At 60.3% G+C, this 19,851-nt stretch carries 26 protein-coding genes and 1 pseudogene; 17 read left to right on the top strand and 10 right to left on the bottom strand.

What is annotated here, in order from left to right; translation table 11 throughout:
- Positions 1-2: 2 nt before the first annotated feature.
- The 7 genes from RZR99_RS25055 to RZR99_RS25025 are packed head-to-tail and all read right to left on the bottom strand — an operon-like array spanning position 3 to position 5,923.
- On the bottom strand, positions 3-563 hold the full coding sequence (locus RZR99_RS25055; RefSeq protein ID WP_323122466.1) for a toxin co-regulated pilus biosynthesis Q family protein: 561 nt from the start codon (positions 561-563) through the stop codon (positions 3-5).
- 2 nt (positions 564-565) lie between these two features.
- Complete coding sequence (locus RZR99_RS25050; RefSeq protein WP_323122552.1) at positions 566-958, bottom strand: lytic transglycosylase domain-containing protein; 393 nt, start codon at positions 956-958, stop codon at positions 566-568.
- A gap of 29 nt (positions 959-987) precedes the next feature.
- On the bottom strand, positions 988-2,253 hold the full coding sequence (locus RZR99_RS25045) for a TrbG/VirB9 family P-type conjugative transfer protein (protein WP_323122465.1): 1,266 nt from the start codon (positions 2,251-2,253) through the stop codon (positions 988-990).
- Positions 2,250-3,056 carry a transglycosylase SLT domain-containing protein gene (locus RZR99_RS25040; protein WP_323122464.1) on the bottom strand — a complete coding sequence of 269 codons (807 nt, stop codon included), beginning with the start codon at positions 3,054-3,056 and terminating at the stop codon, positions 2,250-2,252. The genes RZR99_RS25045 and RZR99_RS25040 overlap by 4 nt, the downstream gene beginning before the upstream one ends.
- Positions 3,053-4,327, bottom strand: a complete 1,275-nt coding sequence (locus RZR99_RS25035) for a TrbI/VirB10 family protein (protein WP_323122463.1) — start codon at positions 4,325-4,327, stop codon at positions 3,053-3,055. Before RZR99_RS25035 ends, RZR99_RS25040 begins: the two co-directional genes overlap by 4 nt.
- A gap of 7 nt (positions 4,328-4,334) precedes the next feature.
- Positions 4,335-5,210, bottom strand: a complete 876-nt coding sequence (locus RZR99_RS25030; RefSeq protein ID WP_323122462.1) for a TrbG/VirB9 family P-type conjugative transfer protein — start codon at positions 5,208-5,210, stop codon at positions 4,335-4,337.
- A complete protein-coding gene (locus RZR99_RS25025) occupies positions 5,207-5,923 on the bottom strand; it encodes a type IV secretion system protein (protein WP_323122461.1) in 717 nt (238 codons plus the stop codon). Before RZR99_RS25025 ends, RZR99_RS25030 begins: the two co-directional genes overlap by 4 nt.
- 13 nt (positions 5,924-5,936) lie before the next feature.
- On the opposite strand from RZR99_RS25025, the gene RZR99_RS25020 reads away from it, so the two are divergent.
- The 3 genes from RZR99_RS25020 (at position 5,937) to RZR99_RS25010 (ending at position 7,601) form a co-directional block, all read left to right on the top strand.
- Entirely contained in the window at positions 5,937-6,464 is a 528-nt protein-coding gene (locus RZR99_RS25020) for a hypothetical protein (RefSeq protein WP_323122460.1), read from the top strand.
- A gap of 138 nt (positions 6,465-6,602) precedes the next feature.
- Positions 6,603-6,935: a hypothetical protein gene (locus RZR99_RS25015; protein WP_323122459.1), complete on the top strand. Its 333-nt coding sequence runs from the start codon at positions 6,603-6,605 to the stop codon at positions 6,933-6,935.
- Positions 6,936-7,244: 309 nt separating this feature from the next.
- Entirely contained in the window at positions 7,245-7,601 is a 357-nt protein-coding gene (locus tag RZR99_RS25010; RefSeq protein WP_323122458.1) for a hypothetical protein, read from the top strand.
- 20 nt (positions 7,602-7,621) lie between these two features.
- Here the strand turns inward: RZR99_RS25010 and RZR99_RS25005 are convergent, their stop codons facing one another.
- Positions 7,622-9,019, bottom strand: a complete 1,398-nt coding sequence (locus RZR99_RS25005) for a replication initiation protein (RefSeq protein WP_323122457.1) — start codon at positions 9,017-9,019, stop codon at positions 7,622-7,624.
- A gap of 809 nt (positions 9,020-9,828) precedes the next feature.
- On the opposite strand from RZR99_RS25005, the gene RZR99_RS25000 reads away from it, so the two are divergent.
- Both RZR99_RS25000 and RZR99_RS24995 read left to right on the top strand, forming a co-directional pair.
- Entirely contained in the window at positions 9,829-11,037 is a 1,209-nt protein-coding gene (locus RZR99_RS25000) for an AAA family ATPase (RefSeq protein WP_323122456.1), read from the top strand.
- On the top strand, positions 11,034-12,008 hold the full coding sequence (locus RZR99_RS24995; RefSeq protein WP_323122455.1) for a ParB/RepB/Spo0J family partition protein: 975 nt from the start codon (positions 11,034-11,036) through the stop codon (positions 12,006-12,008). The genes RZR99_RS25000 and RZR99_RS24995 overlap by 4 nt, the downstream gene beginning before the upstream one ends.
- Positions 12,009-12,514: 506 nt before the next feature.
- On the opposite strand, the gene RZR99_RS24990 is transcribed toward RZR99_RS24995, so the two are convergent.
- Together RZR99_RS24990 and RZR99_RS24985 are read right to left on the bottom strand one after the other, a co-directional pair.
- Entirely contained in the window at positions 12,515-14,242 is a 1,728-nt protein-coding gene (locus tag RZR99_RS24990; RefSeq protein ID WP_323122454.1) for a phage integrase family protein, read from the bottom strand.
- Positions 14,243-14,245: 3 nt separating this feature from the next.
- The gene (locus tag RZR99_RS24985) at positions 14,246-14,509 is read right to left on the bottom strand and encodes a hypothetical protein (RefSeq protein WP_323122453.1); all 264 of its coding nucleotides are present in this window, start codon (positions 14,507-14,509) and stop codon (positions 14,246-14,248) included.
- A gap of 865 nt (positions 14,510-15,374) precedes the next feature.
- Between RZR99_RS24985 and RZR99_RS24980 the strand changes: the two genes are divergently transcribed.
- From RZR99_RS24980 to RZR99_RS24925, 12 genes and pseudogenes are all read left to right on the top strand, one after another.
- Positions 15,375-15,629 carry a hypothetical protein gene (locus RZR99_RS24980; protein WP_323122452.1) on the top strand — a complete coding sequence of 85 codons (255 nt, stop codon included), beginning with the start codon at positions 15,375-15,377 and terminating at the stop codon, positions 15,627-15,629.
- Between the two features lie 157 nt (positions 15,630-15,786).
- Positions 15,787-15,927, top strand: coding sequence for a hypothetical protein (locus tag RZR99_RS24975; RefSeq protein WP_323122451.1), 141 nt, complete (start codon positions 15,787-15,789; stop codon positions 15,925-15,927).
- Positions 15,928-16,000: 73 nt separating this feature from the next.
- Complete coding sequence (locus RZR99_RS24970) at positions 16,001-16,330, top strand: abortive infection family protein (protein WP_323122450.1); 330 nt, start codon at positions 16,001-16,003, stop codon at positions 16,328-16,330.
- A gap of 203 nt (positions 16,331-16,533) precedes the next feature.
- A pseudogene (locus RZR99_RS24965) lies at positions 16,534-16,755 on the top strand (FRG domain-containing protein); the annotation flags it as partial.
- 254 nt (positions 16,756-17,009) lie between these two features.
- On the top strand, positions 17,010-17,267 hold the full coding sequence (locus RZR99_RS24960; protein WP_323122556.1) for a hypothetical protein: 258 nt from the start codon (positions 17,010-17,012) through the stop codon (positions 17,265-17,267).
- 13 nt (positions 17,268-17,280) lie between these two features.
- Positions 17,281-17,445 (top strand): hypothetical protein, encoded by a 165-nt coding sequence (locus RZR99_RS24955; RefSeq protein WP_323122555.1) that lies wholly within the window; start codon positions 17,281-17,283, stop codon positions 17,443-17,445.
- A 40-nt stretch (positions 17,446-17,485) separates the two neighbouring features.
- On the top strand, positions 17,486-17,869 hold the full coding sequence (locus tag RZR99_RS24950) for a hypothetical protein (protein WP_323122449.1): 384 nt from the start codon (positions 17,486-17,488) through the stop codon (positions 17,867-17,869).
- A gap of 18 nt (positions 17,870-17,887) precedes the next feature.
- Positions 17,888-18,112, top strand: coding sequence for a hypothetical protein (locus RZR99_RS24945; RefSeq protein WP_323122448.1), 225 nt, complete (start codon positions 17,888-17,890; stop codon positions 18,110-18,112).
- A 390-nt stretch (positions 18,113-18,502) separates the two neighbouring features.
- On the top strand, positions 18,503-18,775 hold the full coding sequence (locus RZR99_RS24940) for a CopG family ribbon-helix-helix protein (protein WP_323122447.1): 273 nt from the start codon (positions 18,503-18,505) through the stop codon (positions 18,773-18,775).
- The gene (locus RZR99_RS24935; protein WP_323122446.1) at positions 18,763-19,059 is read left to right on the top strand and encodes a type II toxin-antitoxin system RelE/ParE family toxin; all 297 of its coding nucleotides are present in this window, start codon (positions 18,763-18,765) and stop codon (positions 19,057-19,059) included. The genes RZR99_RS24940 and RZR99_RS24935 overlap by 13 nt, the downstream gene beginning before the upstream one ends.
- 433 nt (positions 19,060-19,492) lie before the next feature.
- Complete coding sequence (locus RZR99_RS24930; RefSeq protein ID WP_323122445.1) at positions 19,493-19,738, top strand: type II toxin-antitoxin system ParD family antitoxin; 246 nt, start codon at positions 19,493-19,495, stop codon at positions 19,736-19,738.
- Positions 19,728-19,851, top strand: a 124-nt coding sequence (locus RZR99_RS24925; RefSeq protein ID WP_323122551.1) for a type II toxin-antitoxin system RelE/ParE family toxin, incomplete at its 3' end; no start/stop codon positions are given. The genes RZR99_RS24930 and RZR99_RS24925, both read left to right, overlap by 11 nt.

Here is a 19,851-nt window from a genome sequence, read left to right as displayed (position 1 = left end):
TCTCAGTCCTGGCAGTTGCCCGCGCGTGCGATCACGCGGATGACGTTGTTCGAGTGGCGGCACGCGCGCGTCGGCGTGCGCATGTGGTTCGTCGCCTTCATCACTTGCTGCAGGACGGATGTGAAGTCGCCAGTGAAAGACGCGTTGAATTCAAGCGGCAGGTCGTCGTCGATCTTCCACGCGAGTTGCCAGCCCTGCTGCTGCAGCCAACGGTCGAGGGCGTCGCGCAAATTCACGTCTGCCGGCGTCACCGAGAACGTCAGCGTTCCGCTCGCAGCTGATGCACCGGCGCCCGGCAACTCGACAGCCGCGACGTCGGTCGACAGCGCGGGCGCGCTGGTGCTCACCGGCGGTTGCAGCGACTGCTCCCGCTTCGTGATGTCGGCCGCTGCCGGTGCCGATACCGGTGCCGCTTTCGGTACCGAGGCAAGTACCTGCCAGCCGTCCGCATCAATCGAGCTCGTTACCGCTTGGGGTGCCGCAGTCGCCGCGGCGCTCAGGGCGGCCAGCGCTACCGCTACGATCGCGCGTGCTCGCGCCTGATTCGAATGTGTCTTCTGCATGGTTACCGACCCTGTTGCATAAAGCGGCGATAGATCGCGCTGGCGTAGACGAGCTGCTTGGACGGCGTCACCGCGTTATAGGCACCGACTGCCTTCCAGTTCGGCCCGAAACGGCGCACGTTCGAGGCAAGAATCCACGCCCCGACATACGCGCTCACGCAGCCGTTGAAGAGGTGCTCGCGACGGATGCCGTAGCGCGACAGCGTCGGGAGCCACGACGTGTTGATCTGCATGAGCCCGATGTCTTCGCTGCCGTTCGTGTTCCGGTTCACGGCATTGGGCCGCATACCCGACTCGTGTTGCGCAATGACGCGCAGCAGCCGCGGATTGACGCGGTGAAATGCGGCCGCGTCGTCAAGACAGTCAGCGCGGGCAGGTAACACGGTGACCGACATCAAGGCGGCGACGATCGATACGATGTGCTTCACGACGTCGGCCCTCCGCTCGCTTGCAGCGTCGCGTCCGGCGTTTCGCGATAGGTGACTTCCTTGCGACGCTTGACGTGGATCGTGTTGCCGTCGGCGGTCACGGTGAACAGGTCGGAGGTTCCCTCGAACATGAAGTAGCGGCCTTTCTGCTCGCCGATACCCAGGTTCCGCGCATCCGTCACGCCGACCCGCACAACCGATTCCGCGAACTTGAAGTACGTGCGGCCCTCGCGATCGAACACGGCTTCGAGCTTTGCCGCGTTCGGCTGATCGAAGTCGTAGACCGTCTTCGCGTCGCGCGATACCTCGACGCGGTTTGTCGCGTCGGCCACGATGAAACGTTCTGCGCGGTCGATCGTCATCACGCTCTTGACCTCATCCCAGCTGGTGCGCAACGGCTTCCCGTCCGGCGTCTTGAACGCGACGGTCTTCGCCGGTTTCGCCGTGAAGCGGATCTGCATATGCGTGTCGTCGCCATCACGGATCGCCTGCGCACCAAAGCGCTCGGCCAGCCGGGACACCGGTGGCGGTTCAGCCGTCACACGCGCGACGACGCGATTCAGGCCTGCTTCGTCGGCATCACCGCCGGACGACGCATAGTTCAACGCAGCCGACTTCGGCGCATCGCGATGCAGCCGCACGTGACGCCCACCGAAATCGACATCCGCGTACAGCCCGGTTTGCGCCATCAAGCGATCCAGCGCCTGCATCCAGTTCTCGCCGTCGCGTGTCGCGAACAGCTCCGAGGTCGTCAGGTCGACATCCTTCTGTGCGGACCCCGTCCACCCCTGCGGAACGAGCGACTTGACCACGTTACCGACCGGCATCGACGCATGAAGCGCGCGAACCGGCGCAAGTGCGGAGCGCGTGCCGATCAGCACCAAACGGTTCGTGAATCCATCGAATCCGGCCGGTTGATCGTCCTTCATCGCAGCCAGTGCGCCGGTGCCGCCGATGAACGTGTTCGCCTTCTTCCATCGAGCCGTGGCCGAATGGGCGCCGACCTTGTACGTGATCGACGCCGGCGTGCCTTCGACGACGACGTACGGGCCTTCGGTATGCCCACCTTCGGCGACGATGACCTGCCCCGCGCGCGGCTGGATATAGGTCTTCGCCCCGTCGTTGAAGATCAGCGCCGGCCGCTCGGAGATGCCTCCGAGGATGTCGTAGTCGAAGTCGAACGGATCGGTGTTCGCCGCCGATGCGGCCGCGCACACGATCGCCGACGCGGCGCACGCGAGAAACTTGGTCGTGTGCTTCACAGGCCTGCCTCGATCAGGGAAAGGTGTCGAACGAACCGCGCAAGGTACGAGCGACCGGGGTTTGGATTCGCGCTGTGGTAATAGGCGACCGCCTTCGCCACCGAGTCGGTCCGCGCAAAGTTCTCGGTCAGAATCGCCTCGGCGACCGCGACATTGGTGGCGGGCGCGAGTGCGTCCCACGCCGACGCGAAACGCTTGCCGTGATACCGCCAATTCACCTGCATGAGGCCAACGTCGAAATCCAGCCGACCGCCAGCGAGCAGCGTCTCGATCGCCCTGTAGGCTTCCTCGCGCGACTTGAAGAAGAAGCCCTGACCCGCAACGTTCAGCGTCCATGGCCACGCACGGCCGCGGTAGTTCGATTCATTCAGCGCGATGCCGGCGAGGATTTTGGGATCGACGTTGGTATGCAGCAGCTCGAACGGGACAACCGCGCGCGAGCACGCCCATCCACCTCGACGCTCGGCGAGCGCCGCCTGCGCGCCGTCATCCAGTACGAGCGGTTGGAGCCAACCGCGGTCGATAAACAGGTCGTCCAGGGCGACGTCGCGCCCATCGATCGCGACCGTGATTCCCGCCTCGCTCGAGCTGCGCACGGGCTGGCCGATCAGCGGTGACGCCCATTCGACGAACGCGTCGAGGCCGCAGTAATAGACCGGCTTGCCCGGCAGCATCGCGACGCGGCGCACCGCGCCATCCTGAATGACGACGCTCACCGGGCTGATCACCTGCGCGATCACCGTCGAATGCGCGTATGCACTCGCCAATGCCACTGCAGCCGCGAAAGCCATACGCTTGATCATCGCGGCCCCCGATACGGTTCGAGCACCATGTCGCGATTGATCTTCATCATGAAGTGCCGTTCGCCCGGCTTCGACTTGATCGTCGGCGGGATGTTTTTGTAGCGGTCGAGCACCGACTGCGTGGTTTGCGCCGCGATTTGCCCACCCGTGCTACCTACTTGGGTGACACCAAGCGGGCCCGTCGTCGTACTCTGATCGCTATTGCTGAAGGCGCGAACCAGAATCGCCGTCAGGAACGAGGTCGAGTAGATCTTCAGGAAGTGGTTGTTCACGTCGCCACTGAAGCCGGCCGTGCCATCGCCGTCAGCACCTTGTGCGCCGTACAGCGGGACGTGCTTGCCGTTCGGCAGGCGCATCTCCGCGCCGGCGACGAGAATGGACTCCTGCCCCGGTTGGATATCCGAGCTGTACGGCGCGACGATGGTGGTGCCCCACGGAATCACGAGGCAACGCCCATCACCGTTGTTCGCGTACACATCGCTTTCGACGATCAGCGACGCGGTACCCGGGCGATCTGAATTGAGCGCTTCGTTCGAGAAAACCGGAATCTTCGCCGGCGGCGACAGCGTGCAGCCGTGCGATTGGCCGACAAAGCCGGTCCGCGCAAAGTCCTTGTCGCCGTCGCTCAGCTGCGCGACGTCGTGCATGAACGCGTTGTCGCGTTGTTGCGTCGTCATTGGTCCTGCCGTCGACCCACCGCGTGATGCGAGTGCAGCCTGCGCCGTCGCCTCTTTCATGGCAGCGTCTTGAGCGGCCGCCTGCTGGAGCAGCATCTGTTGCGGCGAGATCATGCCGTTCGGTAGTTGCGGCTGCTGCGGCTGCGCGTCCTTGACCTTGACGCCCGGGCGGAAGATCGGCGAGACGTAGATCGTGTCCTGGTCGTTCGCCGCCTTGAGCTCGCCGGTGCTTGCACTCGGCAGGACCGCGTCTGCCGACAGGGTCGGCTTCTTCGCATTCGCGGCCGCAGCGGCGCTTGCGGCGGCTGCAGCTTCTGCAGCGCGCCGTCGGGCTTCGGCCTGTTGCTGCTCGATGATCTTGTCGACGTCGGCTTTGTCAGCGTTGCTTTTGTCGACTGCTTCGGCCGCACGTTCACGCTTGGCCTTCAGCGCTTCTGCCTCCGCCTTGTTTGCTTGAACGGTCTGCGTGTAGAAGCCCAGCGAGCCGATACCAAGGGCAGCAATCGCGCCGATGGCAATCATGACGTTGCGCGGCACCTTTCCCTTGAACAAGGCTTTCTCTTCCGGGCTGCTCGGATCGATCTGCTTTGCCATAACGACCTCAGAAGCCGAACAGACCGCGACGGCCGCGAGTGATCGTGACCTCTTCGCCCGGTCGCGTGAGCGTCATTTCGTCCGCCAGTCGCTGGATGACGATGTACGGCCCACGGCGGATGAAGTTCGGGCTGACGATGTCGCCGCCATCCTTGATGGTCGGGACGGCAAACGGCGTACGCGGCGGCATCCGGATCCAGATGAACGTGCCATCGTCGAAGACCGTCTCCGGTTTGAGCGAGTTCGTGCCGGAAACGGTGTATTCGAAGTTCAGCTTCTCCGGCGGCACGCCGATCGGGCCGGAATCCGATTGACCAGCGTGGTCGGCATCGCGATCGTCGCCGGCGGCATTCCCGAGCGTGCGTACTTTCACCATCAGCGAATTCGGATAATTGAAGCGGACGTTCTGATAGAACAATCCGCCGAGCGGCGACGACACAAGCGTCAGCTCGTACTCGCGCTTGTTCGTGCTCAGGTGCAGCGTGTTGACGAGGCCGGGCTTTGTCGGCTTGACGTACACGTGATTTGCGCCGTCCGTATCGATGACCCACTGCACCGAGTCGCCCATCGCCGGCTCGCTTATCAGGCTCTCGCCACGCTCCAGCTCGATCGTCGTGAGCTTCAGCGGTGCCGTCATCACGCGGTAGATCTGGTCGCGGCTGTAGGGGAACACAGCCATGCGCGCGTCGCCCGGCATGGTGATGGGATCAGCGCCGGAGTTGTATGGGTTCACCGGGCTCATCGCGTCGCCGATGATGCTGCCGACATCGAAACCGGGAATTGGCGACACAGGACTCGCGGCATTCTTTGCAGCGAACGCATTGGCCGACGCTGCGATCAACGCGAGCGTGCCCCAGGTCAGGAAGGAACGTAGTCGTTTCATGCGCCGGTTTTTTGCAGAGTGAAGAACGGGTAGTAGAGGCCGTACGGATTCGTGCCCAGTACGTCTTCCGCGGTCGGAGGAATGATCTGGTAGCGCATCGTCAGCGCGAAGCGGACGTCGACAGGCTTGTCAGTGGGCGATTGCCGGGTCGAGGTCGTGAATTCGACGACGACCGTCGAATCCTCCAGCAGCGAGACGTTGGTCACCTTCGGTTCGCGGACCAGCTTCGGATTGGTCGTGATCTGGTCGAACGGCTTGTCGTCGCTGATCCACGCCGCGAACTGGTTCTTCGCGTTGCCAACCATCTTGGCTTTGACGGCGTTGATGTTCTTGGCGAGGCGGGAGGTGCGGATATCGTCGGTGAGCACCGGCTCGATCGTGAACCAGTGCTCAACGTCCTGTTTGATCGCCGTACGTTTCGCCTGGTCGTCGGGGTTAAACGCGGCCAGCTGCCTGACCAATGGATTGCCGCCGGCATCCGACGAAACGCCATAGGCCTTCACGACCGACGGCGGCGGCCGCCGGGTGTACACCGCACCGCCGGCGATGATGGCGAGGACGAAACAGAAAGTCTTCCAGTGATTGGCTTCGATCCGCAGACGCGTCCCCTGATCGAAGATAATCTTTTCGGGATCTTCGTTCGAGTAGTGGCCGGGCGCCGGCGACAGGGCGACCTGCTTCTTGCTACGGGGAAAGAGTCTGGGGAGTCGCATCACGGAGTTCCAATTGGGACGGATCAATTGGAACAGCCGAGGCGACAACGGCACGTGGGAAAAGAGCCGTCATTTCGGGGACCTTTTCGCGACACGGGATCGCGCCGCGTCGAACGGCGGGAGCGCTCAACCGGTTGACGGGCATTCGGCAAAAAGCCCTATGAAAATCGTGAGCTTTTGCCAGGAACGCCAATGCATTTGTGGGGTACCGTTTTACGTTCCTTCACGCGCTCAGTTTGCAAAAATTGCGTGCGCCTTTTGCCCTTCCCGCAGCGCGGCGATCGATCACAACGGAGGAAATACCCCCTTTAAAAACACATGCTTATGCCGCTTCGACCGAGGATTTCGAAAGGGCGGCGACGTCGCTCCCACCCCTCAACCGGTTGAGGGTATTATTTCGGAATTTGCAATAATATTTGAAATTTTCCTGAATATTATCCAGATTCATCCTGAATTTCGCATCAATCAGCACACACGCCATGACACACGATTTTTCGGCTCACAACGAGCCGGACAGGAGAACGGCCATTTCGACACATAGAGTCGATTGCGCGCCAACGGAGCCTCGATATTGCGCCTAGGCCAGTTTTACACCGCGATGCTCCAGCAGGGTCTCTGGTCGAGCCAAGCGACGATGGCGGCAGATCTCACAGTGTCCGCATCGAACGTATCCCGGTCCATGACTGCTGCTCGGCTTCCGAAAGCTCTCATCGATGCTGCCGGCGGCGAAGCGCGGATTACGTTTTCGGTAGCAGACAGCTTTGATTTCCTTTCCGGGCAATTGGGAGACACGATCGTCGCTGAACGTGCCAGCAAACAACCGCGTGGTTTGTCCATCAAGGAGATCGAACACGCGTTGCTAACCGGCGCCCCGCCACGACCGGACGAGGTCACGGTGTCGGTATCAGCAAACAGGAGGCACCTCGTCGTCGAGTCCGACAGGCCGCCCTCCGTACTTCGCGAAGCTCCGGACATCGCCGAGCTCATCAATGCCATCCTGCGCGCCAAATGATTCCAACCTTTTCTATTTCGAAGCGGCTCGACGACAGAATCCGGTACCTCAGCAGGTACACAATGGCTGTACGATCGAAGCAACCAGCCATGCTCGTCGGGGAAATATTCTGCCAGGTCGTTGCGGAAGAGGTTTGGCAGTCGAGCGCTGAGATTGCGGGCGAGATCGGGGTACCCGAGCCGACAGTACGGCATACTATCGACGCATACAGAGGATCGGCTAAGTTCTCCTCGCGGAAACTGACCGAGCGAGTAGCGCAATACAGAGCGAAGCGCGATTCACTTTGCTTCGTTGCTATCGGAACTGAAATTGCGCGCGCTATCGATGGGGTGTGCGCCTTCGCTCGCATCCATCGCTAAAAATAGCGAGTTGTCGATCGAAGAGGCAAAGCTGGCGGTGGCGGTGGCGTTCGCGTCTCTGCCGGCGTATGTGATGGGATGCGTCCTGACTCTTGCCAAAGTCCTGCCGGCAGACCTTAAGCGTATTGAGCCGCTGTCAGATAGAGACGGCCGGGATGCGCTGGACGCCCGAGCGAAGACCTTCGTTTCCCAACTTGCTCCGACGCGCCTACTGGAGGCTGGACTGTTCATTGTTGGGAACTGTAAAATTCTGACGGTGGTTCGAATCGCCTATCGGGCCGGCATCCAATACCGCCTGGAGGTATAGGTACAGTCGCAAGCAGCTCGCTATCCGGCTCGCGCTCGTGGCCCCGGGCCTTTTGCTTTCGACTTCGTTTTGTTGAAAACGAACCGCGCGAAATCCCCAACGAGGTCGACATCTCCGAGTACCGTTGCCTCATCAACGTCGTCAGGATTCAATTTCAAGCGACGCAGCATGATCTTTCCGCCCGATGACGAGAGGTATGTGCGAAGCCATTCATCTTTCTGCCTCTGCTCGGCGGCATCGTACTGCGCGCGGCCAGAGCGCGCCTCTTCTCGCATACGGTCTTGAGCGCTCGATTCCTGAGCAGCCGTTTGAAGCGCCGCAATGGATTGGGTCTTGGCCCTATCGTCTTGCTCGCGCTGCTCAGCCAGGGCGAGCGTCTGTTGAACAGTAACCATTTCCCGCTCGGCGTCCGATACGACCCACCCCTCCTTCAACGCCTTCATGAAGAAACCTGCAGGGCTCTTTGATACCTTTCCGAGTTTCAGGCTAAACCGGGTTCGCTCGATCGCTAAATGGAGCCGATCGTCAGTATATGTGCCGCGATTGGCACCAATCTGGTTCAGCTGGTCACTTGACAGGCCGAACTCTTGCTTCAAGACGCGATAGATCTCTTGGGCTTCCTCATATGTGTGGAGAACCCGCTCAGCGACGTCCTTCCGAGAGATCCGAAATCGCAGTCTCCCAATCTTGCGTGACCCCGGTTCGTTCCTTGTTTCGTACTCCAATGTAATGTCGGAAAGCTCGTTAATCTGTTTGACGGCGGGCTCAAGCCAATCCCGCTTGAAGTATTTGAAAACTAGCGCGTTAGCGCCCATCTCCCCTTGCCAGCCTCGAAGTTCGTCGAGAGTGAGCCAGTCCGTGCTCCCGTCGTCAGCAAATGGAAGCAGATGGTCATACATGACCCGCGCGTAGCTAAGAGTGAAAATCGATGTGATCCGCAAGCTCAACCAATGGGACTTGCCGGGGCCCCGGATGATTGAGATCAGGTCAGTGGGAATGCGAAACTGGAAACGCCCACCTTGGAACGAAACTCGCCCGATCAGCTGCACTGATCCAAACGGCTTGTCACCATCCGGTGTCGGCGCGGTAGTGGCTTGAATCAGTGCCTTTTGGGCCTCGGTGATGACCTGCTCCAAATGCGCATTGTTCCGACTTGAATACCGCATCAGCCATTTGAAGTAATCGAGTTCGACGTCATACAGGTCGTGAACACGATCTTCCTGTGCGACGATGAAGTACGCAGCATCGATCAACCGCCGCGCCGCAACTCCAAGGTCCACGATCCGAATGAGAATATTCTTTCGCGCGAATCCAACATCGGAGCGGGCGGCATCAACCGCTAGTCCTTCGGCAGTGGCATCTTCGAATAGCGCCAACGCGAGTTGCCTCGACGTCGCAAGTTGCCCAGCCTCGGCCATTCGGTCACCACTCCATGTCGTTTGTGCATATGGCCGGTAGAATATGCGCGCTATAGTGACCTGTCAACACAGACTACCTCACCTTGGCGATCACCCGACCACAAACCTTCTCACCTCAAGTACCAAATCACCTCACCCTTCCGCCCAAACACCTCACCTTGGGCGCTGTTTTACCTCACCTTCCCGGGGGAAAAATCACACCTTTTGGAGCAATTCACAGCACCGTCAGCACATTTCGCCTCACCTTTCGATGGTTAAAGCATTGTTTTCAAACGATTCCGCTGTGCCTGTGGTTTGTGAGTTGGTTTATGTTTTAGATAAAAACAGACCACTGGTGCTGCAGGCGCGAACGAAAAATCAGGGACAAATCTACATAATAGCCTTTGCTATGGATGGAAAATTAGGCATCCAGGCTCATGCGGAGCGCAATTTCTGCCGAATTGACTGTAGAACGACCTCGGATCTATGGTCCGAAAGGTGAGGTGTTTTGTGTAGCTCTTGCAAAACATTGCGATCTCGCCCCATGGCCTCTTTCCAAAGGTGAGGTGTTTTGTGCAATCAAACGATGGTCGATGGATCGATTGGAGCCTTACACCCTGCTGCGGTTGGAGGTCGGGAGGACCGCCGGATGGGCGCCAGCACAGATTCCTTGTGTTGCGCGGCTGCCGTAGGTTCAGCCTTTTTGTCGTACTCAGGCACAAATTCACTGGCTATTGCTAGAGGCACCGCGTATTCTACGGTTTTGTGCGAATCACCATCAAAACCGTAGAAACACTCTCTTGCCGATTATCGCGGAGGTTCTAGACACAATGAAATTGAGTGAGCTGCCTGAAATTGACCGCCGTGTGAATCTCCCAAGGCTCGGCGAGTTTGCCGATCGATTGGCCGTAATGACCAATGAGCTGCGGGATCAAATTCTTGCACCGCGGCCGCGGAAAACCGCACCGGTCTTCACAACTTCGGAACTAGCGGATCTTTGCGGTATCGATCGCGCAAAGGTCCACTATGAAGCGTCGAAGGAAGGCGGAACCTTGCCGCCGGGCATTGCAAATGGGACGGGACGTACCAGACTCTTCTCTCTCGCCGAAGTTCGAACTTGGGTCCAACAGGTATCGGACATCTATCAGACGCCCCTCGTAACCGGAACTCGGGATCATGAAGGGAAAGTCTTGACCATTGCGAACTTTAAGGGCGGGTCGACCAAGACGACGATGACTATGTGCATTGCACAAGGTTTGAGTCTTCGTGGTCGCAAGGTGCTTGTGATCGATCTGGATCCTCAGGCCTCCCTTTCGGAACTCTGCGGCCTTTATGCCGAAAAGGATGTCTCTGAAGACGATACCGTTCTTCCGTACATCTTCGACCAGAACGTCGAGGGTGGTCTCGGAGCCGTTATCCAGTCGACCTATTGGGATGGTATTGATCTCATTCCGGCGCATAACTTTCTGCATCACGCGGAGTACTTCCTTCCGGCGATGCAAAAGACAAAGGCGAACTATCAGTTCTGGTCAGTTCTTCGGCAAGGCCTAGAGCCTCTCCGGAAGCACTACGACTACATCGTGCTCGATACGGCTCCGTCGCTGTCGTACATGACCTTGAATGGGTTAATGGCGGCGGACTCCATGGTGATGCCTCTCGTTCCGGAGAGCCTCGACTTTATTTCGTCAGTGTCCTTCTGGTCGCTGTTCGCGGACGTTGCACAAGGCTTTGCCGCGCATGAGGTTGAGAAGACATATGACTTCATCTCGGTTGTGCTCTCGAAGGTCGACTACGGTGTCACCTCATCCGCTCCAGTTGTACGGTCTTGGGCACAGCGTGCGTACGGTGACTGGTTGCACACGACAGAGATTCCTGCCAGTTCGGTAATGTCTAATGGGGCGCTCGCGTTCTCTACAGTGTTCGATCTTAGTCGCTCGGACAGCGTGGCGAAGACGGTTGCGAGAGTTCGGCAGCCGTTGATGGACTACTGCCGTTGGATTGATGATTCGTACGTGGAGGAATGGAGGAAGAGGAAATGAGCAGCATCCGCGAAAAAATGATGGCCAAGACTGCGGAGCTGCGTTCCGCAAAAGACATTGACCTGGATCCGGACCGGAAGCCAACGGCTCCACGGACTGGGCCAGGAATGGCAAGCGCGCTCGCCAACGCGCAAGAGCGAATTGCTGAGTTGGAGAAGGCTGCGGCCGGCGCCGCGACTGCCGAGGTACCAGTTGCAGACATTCGCCCGAACCCATGGCAACCTCGTCGAGTTTTCAACGAAGGAAAATTGAATGAGCTTGCCTCTAGCATTCGTGCGAGCGGACTTATTCAACCGATCGTTGTCCGTCCTGTTTCGGATGGATACGAGATCGTTGCTGGTGAACGGCGATGGCGTGCTCACCGACTCATTGGGAAGGAGTCGATTCGGGTCGTCCAGGTCGAGATTTCAGATCAAGACATGGCCATGCTGGCGTTGGCCGAGAATATCGTTCGAGATGGCCTGAGTGACTACGAGATCTCGTTGTCGATTCGACAGACGGAGAAAGAGTTTCCGAATCGAAGCCAGATGGCTTCCGCGCTTGGTATGGCACGATCGGATCTGTATCGCCTCTTGTCGTTTGCGGATCTTCCAGACTTCATCATCAAGGACCTCGACCTGCAGCCTAGCCTTCTTGGCGCGACGGCTGCGGAGGCCGTCGTATCTGTCTTAAAGAAGCATGGCGAGATCGCTGTTGATGCGGCCAAGACCCACTGGCCTGATGTCGTCTCTGGTGAATTGGACCAGACGAGATTCGGTCGGAACATCAAATTGACCGTAGAGAGCGGTGGCAAACCCGCATCGGTTCGCGATCGTAGTATCGAAAAGATTTTCGCGGGCAAGAATCAGGCTGGGTCGATTACCAAGGATTCGAGCGGCTTCACGGTAAAGATCAGGCCAGGGATGTTGGACGCTCAGCAGGAGGAGCGGATCCGAAGCCTACTTGCCGAGCTATTCGGTACTACGGGGTAAGCCCCGGTGTCATGAGCCCGCGAGATGCGGGCTTTTTTTGTTCTGGCGTATCGGGCGATGCCGAACGGTCCCCCGCTGTCCCAAGTTGGGACAGTATGACTTTGGCGCCACATCCTGTCCTGTTTGTCCCAACTTGGGACACGAGTGCGGTGGTGTTGCAGCAGCTGTCTAGCGAAGCCCCCGACGCCAGCAGCCTTATATACTGAGTTTTCGCCGCCCACCGCATAGTGCGATGCGCAGGCGGATGTGCCGAAGTCCGAGATTATCTGGGAGATACCCAGCCACCGAGGCTGAAGTCGTAGATTATCTGGGAGTTTGACGGCATCGAGAAAAGTATCCCGGACTTAATCTGGGAGTAGCTTGTCCAACCCCTGCCTCGGCACCTTTGAGCGGCTACGTAGCTCGACCACCACGAGTGCTCTGATGCACGGCAGTTTCCCTGCGGAAATGACGCCCGCAATCAGCGTCGATCGCGCCTAGGGGGCAATTGCCACGGCCCATCTAGATCACGTCCGTTGGGTTGAAGTCAGCCGGAGGAAGGTCTCTGCCTTCCGGTACTGCCGGCCGAGTTCCGCCGTGGCATAGATCGAAGTTGTGTCGAGCGAGTCGTGCCCTGCCAAATTCCGTGCGCTCTCGAGGCTCATCCCATTGATGAGCGCATGCGACACAAACGTATGGCGCAGCCAGTGCGGACTGGCTGCGCTGAAGGCGCGCGCATGGGGCGAGTCCTCGCGAAGCGCCGCGATGGCCGCTGTACCGAAAAACTGTTTGATCGCCTTATAGAGCTGCACCGGATGTATGGGCCCGGTTCGACGTGCGCGCTCCGCGAGTTCGGGCGCCGTGTCGGTGCCGCTCGTTTTCGCGTTTCGCCGAATCTGGCTGACCTCCACGTTGGACAGCAGTGCCGGTATCAGCGGCGTCGCGGCCGGACAGGCGAGTGGATCGCGCGGTAGCTCTCGAGATTCCAGATAGTCACCCATCAACTCCAGTACGGCCGGCCCCAGCGGCACGAAGCGCTCTTGCACGTCGTCCGTGAAGGCTCCGCACAACTCGGCTCGGCGCAGGCCGGTGCTGTATGCAAAGCCCAGGGCGAAGCGCCAAGCGTCCGTGGTCAGGCCGTGCTCGATCTGGAGGCGGGACTTCGCGGCGACGCGCCGCTCGTTGCCGGCAGAACCGAGTGTGGTTCCGCTGAACACGCGAACCTTCGCGAAAGCGTTGTGATCCAGATACTGCGCCTCGACCAGCTCGCTGAAGAATTTCTTGAGCGCGGACAGCGCGTCCTGACGGCTCTTGAGCGACAACGGGCCGCGGAACGGACGCCAGCCGAGGGCATCGCGCGGCGCGGTGCCGGTCATCACCCATTGGGCAGCTGGCTGCGGATCGACCAGGAAACCGTTGATGTAGTCGCGCGCATCGCCGGTGTCGATGCTCGATAGCGCCTTGCGCTTCACGAAGATCACCCACAACAGCAGCCGTTTGGCTTCGGTGAGGTAGCGTTGCCGGGTGTTCGGGTTCTCGTAGTCGGCGAGCCAGAAGTCGATCGCCTCGCGGTCGTCGTTGGCGCGGCTGTTGTTCTTGACCAGATTCCGATGCGTGCCGTGTAATCCGTCGAGCTCGGGCGGCAGCAAAAATCGCTCGAGCGGCACGATCGCGGTGACGGGGCCGGCCGTGAGCGTCGGGCGCGGCAGGGTGCGCTCGGACGGGTGGATCAGCACGCCGGCGCTCAGCCGCAGGCCGGCCAGATCCTCGTAGTGGGCGAGCCAGGCGGTGATGCGCCGTGCGCCGACCTCGCCGAGGCGCGGGACGCGTCGATACCAGCGGTAACCGACCGCGTTGATGGTCTCGACCAGCTTGCCGATCGTCGTGAGGCCGACGTCGGACAGGCGCAGCGCGACGGCAGTGTCGAACCAGCCGAGCTCGTGATGGTCGGGTTTCGGGTCCTCGAGGGCGGCCATCTGCCGGGCGCGCAGGCGCGCGTTGCGCTGCTGTCGACGCAAAGTCGCGCCGGCGTCGGTGTCCGCGCCGGCGTGTTGCGCGGCGAACAGGTCGAGCAGCCCCTTCTCGGTATAGAAGCCGTCCGGATCGTGGGTGGCGGCGAAGTCCTCCAGCGATGGCGCGGCCGACACCGCGGTGTCGGCCGCCGCCGTTGCGGCGAGTGCTGCTGGCCGGATCGAGAGCAGGCGGGCGGTCGCGAAGTCCTGGCGCTTGCGGGCCGCTGCGACGAACGAGGTCACCAGCTAGCTGCGCGTCGCGGCGGCTTTGCGGGCGTCGCGCCCGAACTCCAGGTACTGGTCGGCCAGCTCGGCGAGATCCAGTCCTTCCAGGTAACCACGAAAGAACGAGAGGTGCTGCAGGCCGATCCGACGCTGCGCGGTTGCCTCGCGCCGCGCCTGGCGCGAACGCGACTTGCGCCGGGCTGCCGGTGTGGTCGCTCGGCGCGGGGCGGCCGGCAGTTCGCGAAACTCGACATCGAGCACGTCAGGGTCGTTGGCGATCGGCATGGGCGATTGCGAGAGGGATACGAAAACCGTGTTGTTCGATACAGTCCCGCGCGCTGACCGGCGACGACGGGGCGAGGGTAGGGCGATGACGCCGAACCGATCGCTGGCGTCCGATGAAGTAAAACTTCTACCGGCTCGACGGAGCCGATCCATGTGGAACGTGGTCGGCGGGCCTCAGATGAACAAGATTCGCTTCTCCAATTTCGGAAAGAAGAGTCGGAAATCTCGTTGTGGAGAAGGAAATGTTGGAAATCTCAGTCGCTCGACGGCCTGGATATCGCAATCTCGTGGAACATCGTAAAATAAGAGGCGCTTCGCCTAACGGATTGTTTCGAAAAGGCATTTCGCGTTTCATGTGTTGATGTTTCACGAACTTCTTGAATGAGGCGCGTTTTTAGTGCCGGAAAGCCTACTGAAAAGGCCGCTCTTCCTGTTCAACATCAGTTGGGATTCAATTCGTATCGTTTGGTACGTGTTTCGTAGTATTTGATGGATCCACCAACGCGCCTTCTAGCCCTAGCGGTTTCCCTATCCGTCACTCCCACCTTTCGTGTAGTAAAACGTGTGCATAGATTGCATGGAGCGCGCGATGCGTTCACCACGTTTCCGAAAGGCGGCCACCGACGTGCGTCCGTACGGCGCGCATCGATTCGACGTGTTCGGTCCCAAGGTCGGCAGGAGGCTAACGTTGTTTGGCGCGAAGCGCGCTTCAGCTCTGGCTGCGGCTGGAATCCGCCCACAAGTGGTTACCTATTGCGAGCGACCGCTGCTCGCCCCGGAGGCGAGAGGGAGTCGGGCTGCGGACTTCTGGGTTTGCACGGACTACGGCGAGCAGCTGCATCTGGTTTTGTGATCATCCGAAGCGATGATCGCTGCAAAGGGGCTTCGCGTGTACCCGGCGCTCGACGCGTGGTGCCGGGCGAACGCGATGACGGTGCACACAATCCTCCCGAATCAACTCGACGATCCCGAGTCGCTGTGCCAGAACAGGCTCACGATGTTGCATTACCTCGCGGCGAACACCGCAGCAGTCGGAGACGAATTTTCCCGTGCCATCTCGACCGCGTGCGATGGCGGCTTGACGCTTGCTGAACTGGAACAACGGTTTGACGCCTGTTGATTTCCACAGAGTCTTAACCCAAGCCGACCATCACGAGGTCGCCGAGGATGAGCGGCCGTGGCGGAGCATGCACCTCCCCGAATGCGAGCCGGTGTGGCGCGAACGGCTGATGGATGACGTGGTTTTGGCTTCGCTGTTCAAACGGATCGGAGAATAGTTGGCCGCAAGGGAGGCCAGCATCGACGGATCGTTGGGGGCGGTGAAGAGGATCATCGAAACCGAATCGACGCTGATCGATGCCGAGATGAGCGCGAACCTCGCCGCCATCGGTGACGAAAACTTGGGGCGGCTCTCGTAAGAAGCGGTCGAGGCGACGCACAACGACACCGCAGACGCGCTGCAGCCGATTTCTTGAGGCGGTGTGCGCGAAGGTGCTGCGTGAGCGCGGCATCGAGTTGCCGGACGACAAATCGATGGGGCCGCTCGTCAAGGCGTGCCAGAATAGTCTGGATTGGCCGGCCGAGCGCGAACTGAAAGACGACGTCGAGCAACTGCTCAGCGGTATCCGCTCGATCTGCGGCGGAATCGGCGCGCTGCGTACGCACTTCGGCACCGCGCATGGAACGTCGAGCCATCTGCCGCCGCTCGACCCCGGTTACGCAGTTTTCGTGAAGCATGCGACGGTGGCTGCGGCGCACTTTCTGCTGAATCGTCACCAGGTGAGTGCGCCCACCCCAGCTGCTGACCCGGAGCCCCGCTAGGCCGGCTCGGTGCGCGCTGGCAACGTAGTGTGTCCGCGCGCCGTAGACAACGCAGTCCCAGGGCTATACCGTGACCCACTAACGAAGGATTCACCGATGAGCCCCTCGTCCGATCTTGACGCGAAGCCCAATGTGTCGGCGAGGCTGCTGACCTCGCCAGCTTTCTACAGCTCGTTGACGAATGGCTCGCCGGCGTCCCCGTGATGAATCTCGATTTCCCACTATTTCGCGGCCAGGAGGTCGAGGCGTGGCGGCTTGTGCCAGCCATCGGACGATCGCCGTACCGCAAACGTCGGCGGCCCAACACCGAGGACCGCATGCTCAACGAGTTCAAGCAGCGTGCCCTTCCTCATGTGGAATCGACGGTGGAGCTGACAGATGCTGACTGGTTCGCGATCGCACAACACCACGCCATGCCGACCCGCTTGCTAGATTGGTCGGGGAGTGCGTTGGCGGCCCTCTGGTTCGCCGTGAAAAAGCCCGCCGTCGAGAGCCCGTGCAAGAACTGCTCGTGCGAGGCACCGGACGGAGGCGGTGTGTTACCGGGCGCGGTCTGGATGTTGCCAGGCACGCATGGCGATCTGATCTCGCTCGAGGAGAGAAAAAATCCTCTCAGTCTTGGCCAAACACACCTGCTCAAGCCGCGTCACGTATCCCGCCGCATCGCTGCTCAGGATGGTTGGTTCACGATGCATCGCGGGAAGCAGAATGGGCTGACACGACGTACTTCGCGCTCGACACCAACCCTGAATTTCGCGACCGTCTGCGCTACATCCGCATTCCAGGCAAAGAATTCGGCCGGATCCGCGCCCAGCTGCAGACGGCCGGCATTAACCGCGGCGTGCTGTTCCCCGATCTCGATGGCGTCGCCGGGCGGATCACGGACGCCATCCTGTATCCCGACGATCAGCCCGTTCCGGGCATCGGCAATATTTGAGGAACCCGATTCCGTGGCAAACCGTTCCCAGCAGCTGGAGCTGCCGCCGCCGCGCACCTGCACGCGCACCGAGTTCACGGCGCCGCGCGCGAAAGGCCTGCCGATCGCGTGCCTGAATTTCGACTCGGACGAGCGCGCGTATTCCAATGCCTCCGCATACGGTCACACCGGCGCATGACGAACTCGCGTCCTACTCCAATAGCATCGAAGAGGACTCCATGAAAAATCTTGGCATCGGCCTCGTCCTGACAGCTGCATCGGTGGCGTGCGGAGCGCAGAACATGCCCCCACGTATCTTCCTACCCGGAGAATTCGTTGACGGGAACGCGTATCGACAGTTCAGCACGCTGGAAAAGCAGCGCTATCTGGAAGGAGTTTTCGATGGAATCTTCTACGCGCCGGCTATCGCGATGAAGGATTTGCCGCATGCCGTAAAGCTGCATGATTGCGCTGTCAATCATGGAATGACCAACGTGCAGATGGCGGCCATCGTCGAAAAATATATGAATGACAATCCAGAACGGTGGGGGGATCCGATGACCAACAATGCGTACACTGCCATGATTTTGGCTTGTCGGAAACTTGGTACTCCTGTGGAATAGCCGCCGACGCGACGAACGATGCACGTCGTCGATTGCGCCGAGACGGCCGGCCGTGACAGCGTCCGCGAAGCAACCTTAGATAGCCCCCCACGTCAACCGAGCAGCCTTTTCGTAGGGAGCGAAATCCGGGTGCTCGCGCGTGGCCTTGACCAAATTCGCGAGGCGCGCCTGCTGCGCCTCGTCGAAATGAAAATTCTTGTCGCCGTCCCACAGGATGAACTTCCGATAGTGCGTGATCTGTAGGCTCAGCCTGCGCCCGCCTGCCTCAAGATTGGGGAGATCAGTCCGGGCTTCGTGACCCGCGAGCCCTATTAAACAGCGGTTTCTACGTAGAAATCGGTCGGCGACCGAAAGTACTCGAGGTGATTTCTACGTAGAAACCGGACAAGTCAGTCGCATGGTGTGCGTTGGTAGATGGGCAAGGTAGGGTGGCATGGGACGGAGGATGTTCGACAGGTCTCTGCCAGCATGCCTCAATTTGCGCATCAGTCATCTGTATCGGGTGCGCTGACTTGTCGGTGCCGTACACCGCGTCGTCACCGCTCCTTCGGCGTACTTGTCCGCGAGGTACTTGTGCCAATTCCCGCGCGGGCGTAATCTGATACTAGGTAATACCTTTGGATATCCACCGTTATGGCTACCTCGATCAAACTCGATGCCGGTCTGCAAGACCGAGTGCGGTACCTGGCTGAACAGCGGCGCCGCACGCCGCACTGGATCATGCGGGAAGCGATTGCCCAGTATGTCGAGCGCGAAGAAAAACGCGAGTCGTTCAAACAAGAAGCGATGCAGGCCTGGCAGGACTACCAGACCACAGGGTTGCACGTCACGCACCAAGAAATGGACGCATATCTCGCAAAACTTGGGGCGGGCGACGACGTGGAGCCGCCTGAGTGCCACAACTGAAGCTGATCTGGACGCGTCATGCGCAGCGGGCCGTACAGCGCCTACACCGATTTCTGGCGGTTCAGGATGCAGCTGCAGCGCAGCGTGCGGTGAAGGCGATCCGCGCCGGCGTGAACGTCCTGGTCGACCAGCCACGGCTGGGCCGCCCGATGGACGAGATGGATGCAGAATTCCGTGAGTGGTTGATCGATTTCGGAGATAGTGGTTACGTGGTGTTGTACCGTGTTGATGACGACGGTGTGGCGATCCTGACGATCCGTCACCTGCGGGAGGCGGGGTACTAAACAGCGGGCCGCCGTGGCCAGTTGACGGAGCGAGTTCCTTGGCGAATGAGGCCGGCGGGCATCTTTCGGATCCGGGCCAACACGCGGAGTCTGTTCTTGTGGCGGGGCAGGTCTGGGCGGATCCGGCGCGGTCATGACGGGTTTGTGGGAGCTCGCCGTGGCGACGTCTGTCTTTTTGAGCGCGCTTCCTAGTCGGCTCATCCGCTCAAGCAGATTTGAGCGGCCCGTCACGTTGAAGCCGCTCACACCGTGGATTTCGCTCATGCCACCCGGCCCCGGCCGGGTTTTTATTGCCCGGCACCCGCCGTTCGATGGACGTCTTACCAAAACTTTCCCATCTGATAACCATGCTTATCGCGAGTACTGTCGGTGGCATCGTCGCAAGCGATACCAAATTTTGGTATATGATCGACGCATCATGAGGAGGTGCGCGATGCCGCGGAATACATCGATCTCTCTGGGGGATCATCTGACCCAGTTTGTGGACACCCAGGTCGCGTCTGGCCGCTACGGCTCGGCCAGCGACGTGGTTCGGGCGGGCCTGCGCCTGCTCGAGACCCAGGAAACCGAGCTGCGGGCCCTGCAGGAAGCGCTCCGCGCCGGCGAGGCCTCCGGCGAGCCGGCGGCTTTCGACGGTCAGGGGTTCCTCGCGCGCATGCGTGCCAAGCATGCGGGCTAAGGCCCGGGCGGTCAGGCTAACGCCGTTGGCCGAGGCCGATCTCGAGGACATCTGGACCTATACGTTCGAGCAGTGGTCACTCGAACAGGCCGAGCGCTACGTCGGCGACCTGG

This window comes from Burkholderia alba, assembly GCF_034721475.1.
In the GTDB taxonomy this organism is placed as follows: domain Bacteria; phylum Pseudomonadota; class Gammaproteobacteria; order Burkholderiales; family Burkholderiaceae; genus Burkholderia; species Burkholderia alba.
This window is presented reverse-complemented; position numbering and strand designations above follow the sequence as displayed.

Bases quoted from the DNA above. Each gene is read 5' to 3' on its own strand.
- RZR99_RS25055 (WP_323122466.1), bottom strand. From the start codon at position 563: ATGCAGAAGACACATTCGAATCAGGCGCGAGCACGCGCGATCGTAGCG.
- RZR99_RS25050 (WP_323122552.1), bottom strand. From the start codon at position 958: ATGTCGGTCACCGTGTTACCTGCCCGCGCTGACTGTCTTGACGACGCG.
- RZR99_RS25040 (WP_323122464.1), bottom strand. From the start codon at position 3,056: ATGATCAAGCGTATGGCTTTCGCGGCTGCAGTGGCATTGGCGAGTGCA.
- RZR99_RS25035 (WP_323122463.1), bottom strand. From the start codon at position 4,327: ATGGCAAAGCAGATCGATCCGAGCAGCCCGGAAGAGAAAGCCTTGTTC.
- RZR99_RS25030 (WP_323122462.1), bottom strand. From the start codon at position 5,210: ATGAAACGACTACGTTCCTTCCTGACCTGGGGCACGCTCGCGTTGATC.
- RZR99_RS25025 (WP_323122461.1), bottom strand. From the start codon at position 5,923: ATGCGACTCCCCAGACTCTTTCCCCGTAGCAAGAAGCAGGTCGCCCTG.
- RZR99_RS25015 (WP_323122459.1), top strand. From the start codon at position 6,603: ATGACTGCTGCTCGGCTTCCGAAAGCTCTCATCGATGCTGCCGGCGGC.
- RZR99_RS25005 (WP_323122457.1), bottom strand. From the start codon at position 9,019: ATGGCCGAGGCTGGGCAACTTGCGACGTCGAGGCAACTCGCGTTGGCG.
- RZR99_RS25000 (WP_323122456.1), top strand. From the start codon at position 9,829: ATGAAATTGAGTGAGCTGCCTGAAATTGACCGCCGTGTGAATCTCCCA.
- RZR99_RS24995 (WP_323122455.1), top strand. From the start codon at position 11,034: ATGAGCAGCATCCGCGAAAAAATGATGGCCAAGACTGCGGAGCTGCGT.
- RZR99_RS24985 (WP_323122453.1), bottom strand. From the start codon at position 14,509: ATGCCGATCGCCAACGACCCTGACGTGCTCGATGTCGAGTTTCGCGAA.
- RZR99_RS24980 (WP_323122452.1), top strand. From the start codon at position 15,375: ATGATCGCTGCAAAGGGGCTTCGCGTGTACCCGGCGCTCGACGCGTGG.
- RZR99_RS24950 (WP_323122449.1), top strand. From the start codon at position 17,486: ATGAAAAATCTTGGCATCGGCCTCGTCCTGACAGCTGCATCGGTGGCG.
- RZR99_RS24945 (WP_323122448.1), top strand. From the start codon at position 17,888: ATGCACGTCGTCGATTGCGCCGAGACGGCCGGCCGTGACAGCGTCCGC.
- RZR99_RS24940 (WP_323122447.1), top strand. From the start codon at position 18,503: ATGGCTACCTCGATCAAACTCGATGCCGGTCTGCAAGACCGAGTGCGG.
- RZR99_RS24930 (WP_323122445.1), top strand. From the start codon at position 19,493: ATGCCGCGGAATACATCGATCTCTCTGGGGGATCATCTGACCCAGTTT.